Genomic DNA, 10,152 nt, shown 5'->3' with positions numbered 1-10,152 from the left:
CTACAGCCTGCTCGTCTCCTCGGTACTTGTTCAGGACCTCATCAACCGGCGAGCGACCGACGACGATCTCACCCGCGCGGTACAGGTGTTCGAGGAACTGGCGCGTCGCGGCCGGATCACCAGTCGAGTCACGAAGAGCGATCCCGCCGTGGCGCTACACGTGCCCGGCGTACAGATGACCCTTAACGGCAGTGAGGACCTGGGCCCGCAGCTCTTCTGGAGCGCCGCCGACTTCGCGCCGCTGCTTCTCAAACGCACGCTGCAGGCCGCAAGGCTGTCGGCGAACGTGTCCGCCCGCGACCGCCTCATGGTCGTCGCCGAAGCCACGATGGACCATCTCGTCCGCCGCCGGTTGCGCGAAGGTCCAGGGTCGGGGCTGTGGGACAACCCGGTCGAGCTCCTCCTCCCCGCGGGGGATCCCGCTGACAACAGGCCCTCGTGGTATCTGACCGAGCGCATGATCGAAGGGCTTGTCGCCGCGGCCGGCACGTACGAGGAGGCGCCGCTGCGCACCACGCACATGGTGGACAACGCCCGCGAACTACTCAGTGAGGCCGACCATCTGCTGAATCAGGAAATCCTGCAGGCCGACGCCGATGATCGATCCGAGTTGAACACGGGTCTCCTGGAGATCGAGGCCACGCTGACGCGGGCGCGCAGGATTCTCAGTGAGCGGCCGTCATCGGCCAGCGCCCTTGCCATGGAGGCGCTCCGCAAACTTGACGAGCTGGCTGTTGCACGCATCGACGCAGCAAGGATCATCTAGCCATGTTGGTGTTCGCTGCTTCGGACAAGGGCGGAACGGGCCGGTCGGTGACGAGTTGCAACATCGCCTACCGGTTGTCGCTCGCGGGCAACGATGTCGCCTACCTCGACTTCGACTTCGGATCCCCCACCGCTGGAGCGATCTTCGAGATCTCGAAAATCGACTGCGGCGCGGACGTCGGCCTCCACTCCTACATCGGCGGAACGATCAGCAGCCCGTACCAGGTCGACGTCCGCGCCACCTCCGACCGCTCGGGCCTTCGCATGCTGCACGCCAAGGCGGGCCGGCTGGCGTTGTTCGCCGGCGATCGAGGTGGGGCAGAATTCCCCAGCTCCGCCGAGAAGGTACGCCGCTGCATCGAACTGTTCCGGCGGCTGGACCAGGAATTCAAGGTGTGTGTGGTCGATCTCAGTGCCGGCCGATCACACGCTCTGCACATGGCGCTGAACGCGACGGCAGCTCCGGAAATCCGCTCGATTCCCGTCCGCTGGCTGGTATTCCACCGTTGGACCAGGCAGCATATCGTCGCAGCCCATAGTCTCGTCTACGGCAACGACGGACTCCTCGACGAGGGAACTCGGGCCGGTCACGGACGTGAGGCGCTGCAGGACGCGATCCGGTTCGTCCGTACCGCGGTACCCGTCCTCAACTCGCCGCTTTCCGCAGACCGGCCGGCGCAGGCGAAGTGGCTGCGTACCTGCAATGATGAACTCAAACAGCTGGCGCTGCGCAACCGGCTCGGGCACAGCGCGACGCTGGGCGAGACGCCGGTCGAGCCGGTGCTACAGTGGCGGGAACAGGTCATCTCGGATGCGGATGTCTCCGGGAACCTCGCCAACGCCGCGACCGTCGAAGCCTTTGACGAGTTGGCCCGTAATCTGACCGACGACGGTGTGTGGGAAGGGCTGTGACCGCCTTGGAAGTCGTCGCTTACACCGAAGCCAGCAATCAGGACAGTGTTCGCGGCGTACCGTTGTCGCACCTTTCGATTGAAGTGGGTCACTTCTATATGGAGGACCTGGCCAGGGACGAGGAACGGATACGTCGCCAATTTCAGCGGCTTGCGCCGTGGGCCACGGCCGCCAAAAAGAGCGTCACCGCCGATCGGCCCCGCGTCAGCACCTGTTTTCTGGTTGACGACTATTTCTTTAATAGTACGAATCCGAATGAAATATTGCAGAAGCTCGTCGCGATCGGGGACGAGTGCGGCGTGTCGATCGACTACATCGCGCGCGAGGCGGGTTGCTGCATGGCGGACGGTGTGCCGCTCGCGGAACTCGTCGCGGCCAGGTTGCTTCCCGAACCCGCTCCGGGCACGAACGGCTCCCGCCCGCCGCCCCATCAGTCGGGCTGGCTCTGCAACGGCGAACGGTCTCCCGAGACCGGCACCGACCAGGCCATGCACACCCAGCGGTGGGAGCCGCCGCAGGAGTTCGGCAAGCGCAACCATTCGATCTTCCTCGACATCGAGTTGTGGAAGGACGTCGAGGAACGGGTGGGCGGCGAGACGGTGATCCAACGGACCTGGTCGTGTCCTTTTCTAGCGTCGATCTGGCACCTGCTCCGGCTGGGGATGCTGCGCCATTTCGGCGAGCCGATCGCGCATCCGCACCAGCTAACGCTCGGGATCGACGACATACCCGAGACCTGGAACGAACTGCCCGCTGTGATGCAGATGAATCCGCGGGCAGCGCCCTTCTGTGCCTACCGGTCGGTCTCCATCCTGCCGCAGCGGTACCTGCCGATCGAAAACGCGATCAAACTCATCCTCAGCCATCTCAGCCTTGACGAGCCCGTCATCGGCCAGGTGGTCGAACGCGGGGCGAGTGAAGGTCTGGAGATACCACGCAAGGTCATTGACCGCATTTCACACGTCTTCATCGAAGGAACATAAAACCCGATGCTGGTCCTCGGTGAGGTCCGAACCTGCCTCCTGCACAACACAGCGCCGCTTCCGACGCCGCTCGTGGCTCAGATCCTCGGGACGGTGCCGGGACGCCGCGTGTTGTGCACAGAACGCCCCATCGCTCACGCCGTCTCACCAGAGCTGGTAACCGGGATCGACTGCACGCTCGCGACCTCAAGCCGAGTCCGGGCCCGGGGAATCGGCACGGTCACGTCTCGCGCTATGATCACTTCAGGTCTGGTGCTGCAGGGCTCGGCGAGCGCCTACCTCCGGCGTGCGACGGGCCCCAGTCGGCTGGCGTGGTCACACTACGCCGACCAGCTGGGCGTGGTCGAAGTCATCAGTCGGGCGGATGCCGCCGAGCTCGCCGAGGGCTACCTGGCGGACTCCACACCGTCGTCCACCATTGATCTGGGCTCGGTCAGTGAACGCCTGATAAGCGACATCCAAGGTCATGTACAGCTCGATCACGTGACGTCCGTACGGGCGCGGCCGACCTGGGTCCGCTGGGCCGCCCGGGTCGGCGACCACGACGGTCCCGTCGCGCGGGTCCGGTCCGACGGCGATGTCGTACACGCCATCGAGCTGATTGTGGACGAAAGCCAGCTCGGCCTCGCCGCGCGCTTCTGCGAGGATTTCGCCTTGCACGACTGGCTGCTCACCACGCTTGCGCAGGTCATCGAACAGACCGACCGGCTAAAAGCGCTGGGGCAGCAAGCGATCGACATTCTCACGACCGCCGTCGAACGGCTGTTCCACGTCTGGATGCCCGGAGCACAGGTGGACCCGGCACTGTCGCCGCTGTGGGATGCGCTGGAACAGCGCCCCGGATTCAGCCGCCAATGGAACACGCAGGTCGCTCGAATTCGGGACCAGATCGCCCTGCAGACGCTGCAGGCGGTCGAACAGACGCGACGCGGCAACGCGGACTGGTGACCATGGGTAACCGCACTCGTACCGATCACCTCATAACCGGAACCATCGCCGCACCAGCAGGGCGAAGAAGACACTCAGCGACACCGCCCCGGCATAGGACTCGACTATGAGCAGAGCCCAGGCGCCGTCGGGCAGGCCATCGACATCGCCGAATCCCAGCGGGTTGAGGTAGTTGGTGAGCGCCATGTGCACGCTGGTAATCAACGAGACGCCGAAAAAAATTGTCAAAATAAGAATCAGCGCCGTGAGCTGGACAAACGCCCAGGCGAGCAGACGGTAGGGCTGGTACCCGTAGCCACATAACAGATTCGAGATTGTCTCCAGGATCTTGCGCACGCCCCGACCTCGGGCCCGGTGCCGGGCCCGATGCGCCGCAAGCAGGCATCGGTCGCGGGCGAGATGGTTTTCCACCTGCAGGAACAGGCCGCCGGCGCGATCGAAGGAGAACGCGGCGTGCAGCGGCAGGTCGGCCCGCGCGAAACGGTGGCCGAGGCGCTCGAGGATCTCGGCCAGGCGCAAGGTCTGTGCCGGGGTGAGCCGCAGCGGACCACGAACCTCGACCTCCGCTGCGAGCAGCGCCGCGATGGTGGAATGTTCGCCGTCCTCGGCTGGGGCGAGTGCAGCCTGGTTGTATAAATCGGCGAAAACAAGGCTGTCGCGATTGCGGGGGCCAGGTGGGATATACCGATCGAGAACGTCGGCGGCATATCTTTCGAACCGATCGAGAAGGCCCGGCTCCGCGACCCGCATGCGGCCGTCCAGCCGTGCCTCGTCCAGCATCTCGACATATCTGTCCGCTCGGCGGACGATCGCGGTTGAGATCGATCCGACGAACGCCGACATCTGACCGGACATCGCCGATGCCCAGTCAGATGTCCCGACCGGATCGGCCGACCGGTAACGGTACGTATACGCCGAACTGTCCGGAGAGGTTCGAAGAGTGAGTCATGACTCAAGTGTCACGCATCAGCGCTCTGTCCGCTGCGGTTCGGCGGCTCACATATTCGGCTGCCCAGATATGAGCCTCCTCGGCACCTGCCACGGGCAAGCCAGCTGGACGGACGACGGGGATGATGGTGGCCGCAAGCCCGTGCCGTGGCACAACGGCGGACTCTGCTGACCGGAGCTGCATCGAGCTCGGAGGGCAGAAAGCAATGTCGATCATATCGCGATATCCTGGTACACGCCTGATTCGAAGGGTGCGCTGGCTCAGTTCGGCGCACAACCCGCTGTGCCGGCCGGCGGATCGGATCGAGGCCGCCGCCCTGGTCATCCTGTCTGTCCTGTTTCTGATCGCTGTGCCGCTGGCGAGCTGGGCCGGTGCGCGGACATATCAGGGTGCTCACCGTGACGCGGCCGTCGCGGCCGCTACCCACCACCGCGTCGTCGGTGTCCTGGTGGCGGACGCTCCGAACCCGTACGCGGTCATGGGTGTCGCGATGCCCGCGCTGGCGATCGCGCGGTGGCCGGCTCCCGCCGGCATCGGCAGTACCGATGGCGCTGGTGGTGCCGGTGCCGGTGGCACCACGCGGACCGGCTATGTGCGGGCCGTTGCGGGTAGCCCGGCGGGCACCCGTGTCACGGTCTGGACCGACGGGACCGGCCAGCGGGTGAACCCGCCGGCCACCGAGGCCTCGGCTGTCGCCCAAGGGGTCGGCGTCGGTGTGCTTGCGGTGGGCGCCGCCGGGATGGCGCTGGCCGGATGCCACCTGCTCCTGCGCCGCTTCCTCGATCACGGACGGCTGGCCGCCTGGGACGCCGAATGGGCGCGCGTCGCACCGCAGTGGAGGCGCTGAGCACCAACTGCCGGCAACCGGGGATCCGGTTCGGACGGCGGTGGTAGGGCACGAGGAGGGTATGAAGCGATCCACGACGACAATCATTCCCGAGGTCGCCGTGGGAACCCGGGGTGCGATGCCGGCGAGCTCCGGCGCCTACGCGCGCCGGAAGATCCTTGCGCTTGCCCAGGAGACGGATGAACCGATCCTGTACGCCCAGGTGCGGCTGACCCACTCGGCGGACCCCGCGCTACCGCGGCCGGCGGTCGCACAGGCCAACATGGACGTCAACGGGCGGCCGCTGCGAGCGCACGTCGCGGCCACGACGATGCACGAAGCGATCGACCTGCTGCAGGCGCGCCTGCGGGAGCGGTTGATCAGGATTGCCGAGCACTGGGAGGCGCGGCGGGGTGGCGCGCCGCTGAAACAGCCGCACGAGCCCCATGAGTGGCGTCACGGCAGCGAGCCGACCCACCGCCCACAGTACTACCCGCGTCCCCCCGAGGAACGCGAAATCGTCCGCCACAAGTCCTTCACACTGGCGCGGGAGACCCCCGATGAGGCCGTCTTCGAGCTGGAGGCGATGGACTACGACTTCCACCTGTACACCGATGTCGACAGTGGGCAGGACAGCGTCATCTACCGCGACGACGCCGGCTACCGCTTGGCCCGGACGGACTCGCGGCCACGGCGTGGCGGTCCGGTCGTCGCGGTACCACTGACCATCAGCGAGCAGCCCGCACCCCACCTCGGCGTCGACGAGGCGGTCGCGCGGCTGAGCCTGACCGGCTTCCCGTTCGTGTTCTTCGTGGACAACGCGACCGGGCGGGGTAACGTGCTCTACCACCGCTACGACGGACACTACGGACTGATAACCCCGGCCCGGTAGTCGCTGAGTCCACCGGCCGGCAAAGCCGGTGCCCGGCCAGGCTCATGGCGGGGCGGGCTCGCCCCCTACGACGTCGAAGTAGTCCCCCTCGGAAAGAACATCGACACCGACGCCCTCAGTTCCTATTTGATCAAGACGGTAGGACGCCTTCTGGGCACGACGATCGGTCAGTAGCGGCGACCGCCCGGCAAGAGGGGTGTGGATCAAGGAGCGGGGCTGGGGTGCGTGCATCGCGAGGCGGAGGAGGGAGTCACCGGAGGTGTTGGGTGGCGACTGACGACACCGTGGCGAGGAGCGTGCCGCAGCTTCGCGACGCCGCGTCCCTCTTGCCGGTCGCTCTTTGGGAACGATGTGAATCTGGTGTTGTGGGAGGAGCATCAGATTCACATCGTTAAGAGGGTGCACGTCCAGCAGCACCACGACGGCGCACGAAACCGTATTGGGCTGTACTTCCAGGCCGGTCGCTTCCGTGGTGCGCCTGTCATCGGTGACCGTCGGCTCAATAAGATCGGCTGGTATGCACCCGCCGCCCTACCCGATTCGGTTACGTCACATGTGGCCGTGGCATTGGCCGCGTGGGGACAACCAGAATTTTTCAGCGAGTACCGGCACATCGTCGATGACCGGTCGGAGCACGCCCTGGGAGGCTCGGCGAACGGGACTGTCAAACGGGGGGAGAACTGCCAGTGAGCGAGGCGAACCCGCATCGTGTGGTTGATGCCGGACATGCGACGCAAGCACCACCGGCAGGCTGAGGTCCGCGGCCACCATCTGGTTCGCCCCCAGTAGCCCACGCAGCCGGCCCTGGGTGGCCAAGACGGCCTGGGCGCGATCCACCAACTGTGTGAGCGGTTCATCGAGCTCGAGACGGGCCACGACGGGAAAGACCGGCTCTGTGCCGAGCAGACCGCCGGAGGCTGCGTCAACGTCCAACATCGACGTCAACGTCAACGTCAACGTCAACGTCAACGTCCAACATCGGCTCGCGACCCGGGGCATGGCCAGTGCCCGTAGGCACGGGCACAGTCCAGAGCGCCCGGCACGATACCGGGCACCAGATCGGATGATCTGTCGGTAGCCGCACAGCCACCCGATCCGGTCGCCTCCCGGCGGGAACAGCGCAGCGGCAGCGGCGGGTCAGGCCGCGTCCGCCGGAGCGTAGGTGTGGCAGCGCGGAGCACATACCCGGACGCAGGCTGCACAGCCGATGCAGTTGCCGGCGGCATCAACGGTCATGACCTTACGTTCGATCTCCTGCTCCTCGTCGAAGGGGTCGACCAACTCATCGTCCTCGTTGAGGCCCATCAGCTTCAGCACACCCTGACCGCACACCTTGAAGCAACGGCCGCAACCGATGCACTTGGCCTGGTCGATGGCCATAATGTAATGAGGCACCCACGGGCTGGCATCGCGGGTGGCGAACTGAACGTGGCTCATATGAATTCTCCTGGATTCAACTGGGCATTCGGCCGCATGAGAAGAACAAAAGTCACTCGACCTTGGGCGTCAGGCCTTGTGAGCCTTGTGGGCGTCGGATTCACTCCTGTCGCCTTTCAATGCTATCTTGGACGGCCACGGCATACACCCAGGTCGGGCCACAGGGCCACAATTACCGGGCCACCCGACCTCGTTCAACGAGCCGGCTGGCCCGGCCGGACGTGCCCGAACGGGTACCGGCCACGCTGGGGGACAACCGGCCGCAGGGCGCGCGACCATGCCCCTTCTCGCGCGCCCGGAGGCCCTCGGGGGAGTCTGGCCAAAGGGTGCGCGACCATGGCCCTTCTTGCACATCCGGAGGCCCCCAGGGAAATATGGGCGCATGATGGAACTGGATGGCGTACCGGTCGGTCCCGATGAACTCGCGGCGCTGGCGCTGGCGAACTACGGCCACTTCACCTCCATGCGAATTGACAACCACCGTGTCCGTGGGCTCTCCCTTCATCTGGATCGGCTGGTCCAGGACTGTCAGACGGTCTTCGGCGCCGACCTGGACACGCAGAAAGTCCGGGACCTCGTCCACCGTGCCGTCGGCGGCGGTACCGGGTCGTTCGTCGTCCGGATCACGATCTTCGACCCGGCACTCGAGATCGGGCATCCGGGCGCCGCGGCGAAACCGCGTGTCCTGGTGACCACACGACCGGCAGCCGCCCGCCCGCTGGCTGCGCTGCGACTCCACTCGGTCCGATACTGCCGGGACATGCCGACCGTCAAACATGTAGGGCTATTCGGCCCTCTTCGTCATCGCCGCGACGCGCAGCTGGGCGGATTGGACGACGTGCTCTTCACCGATACGGACTCCTTCGTGTCCGAAGGTGCTACCTGGAACATCGGATTCTTCGACGGTGACCGGGTGATCTGGCCCGACGCGGACTGCCTCGCCGGCGTGACCATGAAATTGCTCAAGCGGACGCATGAGCGGACCATCACTCAACCTGTCCGACTGGCGGCGATTCGCGACATGCACGCCGCTTTCGCCACCAACGCAGCCATCGGCGTGCGCGCGATCAGTGCCATCGACGACATCGTGACAGCCAGCGATCATCCCGTAATCCAACTACTGCGCAAGGAGTACCTCGACATCCCCGGGGAACCGCTGTGACCGTGTGCGGAAGGCCGATGCGATACCCGGCCACATACATGATTCACCTGTGCACATCCTGTGGCCGCCAGTGATTTCCCTGTGTTTTCGCACATCACCGTGAACAACCGATGCAGCCAGACCCGCGATCAGATTCAGGAATGCCTGACAAAGGCCGGGATCGGCGCACCGACGCCACCGGCGAACGGCAACGGCACTCCCCCGACGGCCAAGCGTCGCGGCGTCAGCCGGAATACCGGAGTCCACGACCGGAGGAACGAATGATTGAGGCCATCGGTCTCACGAAACGGTACGGCCGCAGGACGGTGGTGAATGGCCTGACCTTCGGTGCGGGAGCCGGTGCGGTGACCGGCTTCCTCGGGCCGAACGGTGCCGGAAAATCCACCACTATGCGGATGATTGTGGGGCTCGACCGACCGTCGGACGGCGTGGTCACCGTCAATGGCCGGCCTTTCCACCAGCATCGCCAACCGGTACGGGAAATCGGGGTGCTACTCGATGCCGGGGCGGTTGATCCGGCCCGTACACCCCATGACCACCTGCGCTGGCTGTGCGCGAGCAACGGGATTGCCCGCCACCGCATCGACACCGTCCTGGAGATGGTGGGCCTGGGTGACGCCGCCGGGACGCCGGCCGGCCGGCTTTCCCTCGGAATGACGCAACGGCTCGGAATGGCGGCGGCGCTGCTCGGCGACCCACCGACGTTGGTGCTCGACGAGCCGGCCAACGGCCTTGATCCCGACGGCATCACCTGGATCAGAAAGCTGCTGGCCACGCTTGCCCGGGAAGGCCGCACGGTCTTCCTGTCCAGCCATCTCATCGCCGAGATCGCGCAGATCGCCGACCGGCTGGTCGTCATCGGGCGGGGCCGCCTGCTCGCGGCCGACTCGGTCGAACGGATCATCGCCGGTCACGGCGGCCCGTCGGTCGTGGTGCGAAGCCCCAGGGCCGGGGAGCTCGCCGCCGTGCTGCGCCGGCACGGCGCCCAGGTCGATGATCAAAAAGGCGCGCCGGCAGCGGGCGTCGAGCGGGACGGCACCTCGTCCGACCTGCTCACCGTCCGCGGGATGGACAGCGGAGCGATCTTCGACATGGCCGTGGCGCACGGCCTGCGACTGGTGGAACTGTCCCCGGCCGACACATCCCTCGAAGAGGCGTTCACCGCGCTGACCGAAGCGAGCACCGTCCATCGCGGCGCCCTGGGCCGGGCGTCCCCAGTGGAAGGCACTGAAACGCAATGATCGTTCCCAACATGGCCACTCCCGACAGGGCCACCCC

9 protein-coding genes and 2 pseudogenes are annotated in these 10,152 nt (G+C 66.0%); 8 read left to right on the top strand and 3 right to left on the bottom strand.

Annotation, left to right across the window (positions count from 1 at the left end; all coding sequences use genetic code 11):
* From U9979_RS23230 to U9979_RS23215, 4 genes and pseudogenes are all read left to right on the top strand, one after another.
* A pseudogene (locus tag U9979_RS23230) lies at positions 1-766 on the top strand (hypothetical protein); the annotation flags it as partial.
* 2 nt (positions 767-768) lie between these two features.
* Positions 769-1,677: an SCO2523 family variant P-loop protein gene (locus U9979_RS23225; protein ID WP_322780955.1), complete on the top strand. Its 909-nt coding sequence runs from the start codon at positions 769-771 to the stop codon at positions 1,675-1,677.
* Positions 1,674-2,660, top strand: coding sequence for an SCO2522 family protein (locus U9979_RS23220; protein WP_322780954.1), 987 nt, complete (start codon positions 1,674-1,676; stop codon positions 2,658-2,660). The genes U9979_RS23225 and U9979_RS23220 overlap by 4 nt, the downstream gene beginning before the upstream one ends.
* A gap of 6 nt (positions 2,661-2,666) precedes the next feature.
* On the top strand, positions 2,667-3,608 hold the full coding sequence (locus U9979_RS23215; RefSeq protein ID WP_322751169.1) for an SCO2521 family protein: 942 nt from the start codon (positions 2,667-2,669) through the stop codon (positions 3,606-3,608).
* A 30-nt stretch (positions 3,609-3,638) separates the two neighbouring features.
* Here U9979_RS23215 and U9979_RS23210 read toward each other — a convergent pair whose 3' ends face one another.
* Entirely contained in the window at positions 3,639-4,451 is an 813-nt protein-coding gene (locus U9979_RS23210) for a hypothetical protein (RefSeq protein ID WP_322780953.1), read from the bottom strand.
* Positions 4,452-4,807: 356 nt separating this feature from the next.
* On the opposite strand from U9979_RS23210, the gene U9979_RS23205 reads away from it, so the two are divergent.
* Positions 4,808-5,404, top strand: coding sequence for a hypothetical protein (locus U9979_RS23205; RefSeq protein WP_322780952.1), 597 nt, complete (start codon positions 4,808-4,810; stop codon positions 5,402-5,404).
* A 61-nt stretch (positions 5,405-5,465) separates the two neighbouring features.
* Positions 5,466-6,275 carry a sigma 54 modulation/S30EA ribosomal C-terminal domain-containing protein gene (locus tag U9979_RS23200; protein ID WP_322780951.1) on the top strand — a complete coding sequence of 270 codons (810 nt, stop codon included), beginning with the start codon at positions 5,466-5,468 and terminating at the stop codon, positions 6,273-6,275.
* A gap of 735 nt (positions 6,276-7,010) precedes the next feature.
* Here the strand turns inward: U9979_RS23200 and U9979_RS25415 are convergent.
* Both U9979_RS25415 and fdxB read right to left on the bottom strand, forming a co-directional pair.
* Positions 7,011-7,211 (bottom strand): annotated as a pseudogene (locus tag U9979_RS25415) (histidine kinase); the annotation flags it as partial.
* A gap of 201 nt (positions 7,212-7,412) precedes the next feature.
* On the bottom strand, positions 7,413-7,712 hold the full coding sequence (gene fdxB / locus U9979_RS23190; RefSeq protein WP_322751173.1) for a ferredoxin III, nif-specific: 300 nt from the start codon (positions 7,710-7,712) through the stop codon (positions 7,413-7,415).
* A 382-nt stretch (positions 7,713-8,094) separates the two neighbouring features.
* On the opposite strand from fdxB, the gene U9979_RS23185 reads away from it, so the two are divergent.
* Complete coding sequence (locus U9979_RS23185; RefSeq protein WP_322780950.1) at positions 8,095-8,874, top strand: aminotransferase class IV family protein; 780 nt, start codon at positions 8,095-8,097, stop codon at positions 8,872-8,874.
* 260 nt (positions 8,875-9,134) lie between these two features.
* A complete protein-coding gene (locus U9979_RS23180; protein WP_322748541.1) occupies positions 9,135-10,115 on the top strand; it encodes an ABC transporter ATP-binding protein in 981 nt (326 codons plus the stop codon).
* Positions 10,116-10,152: the final 37 nt, after the last annotated feature.

The sequence above is a fragment of the Protofrankia sp. Cas4 genome, from assembly GCF_963555915.1.
Taxonomy (GTDB): domain Bacteria; phylum Actinomycetota; class Actinomycetes; order Frankiales; family Frankiaceae; genus Protofrankia.
This window is presented reverse-complemented; position numbering and strand designations above follow the sequence as displayed.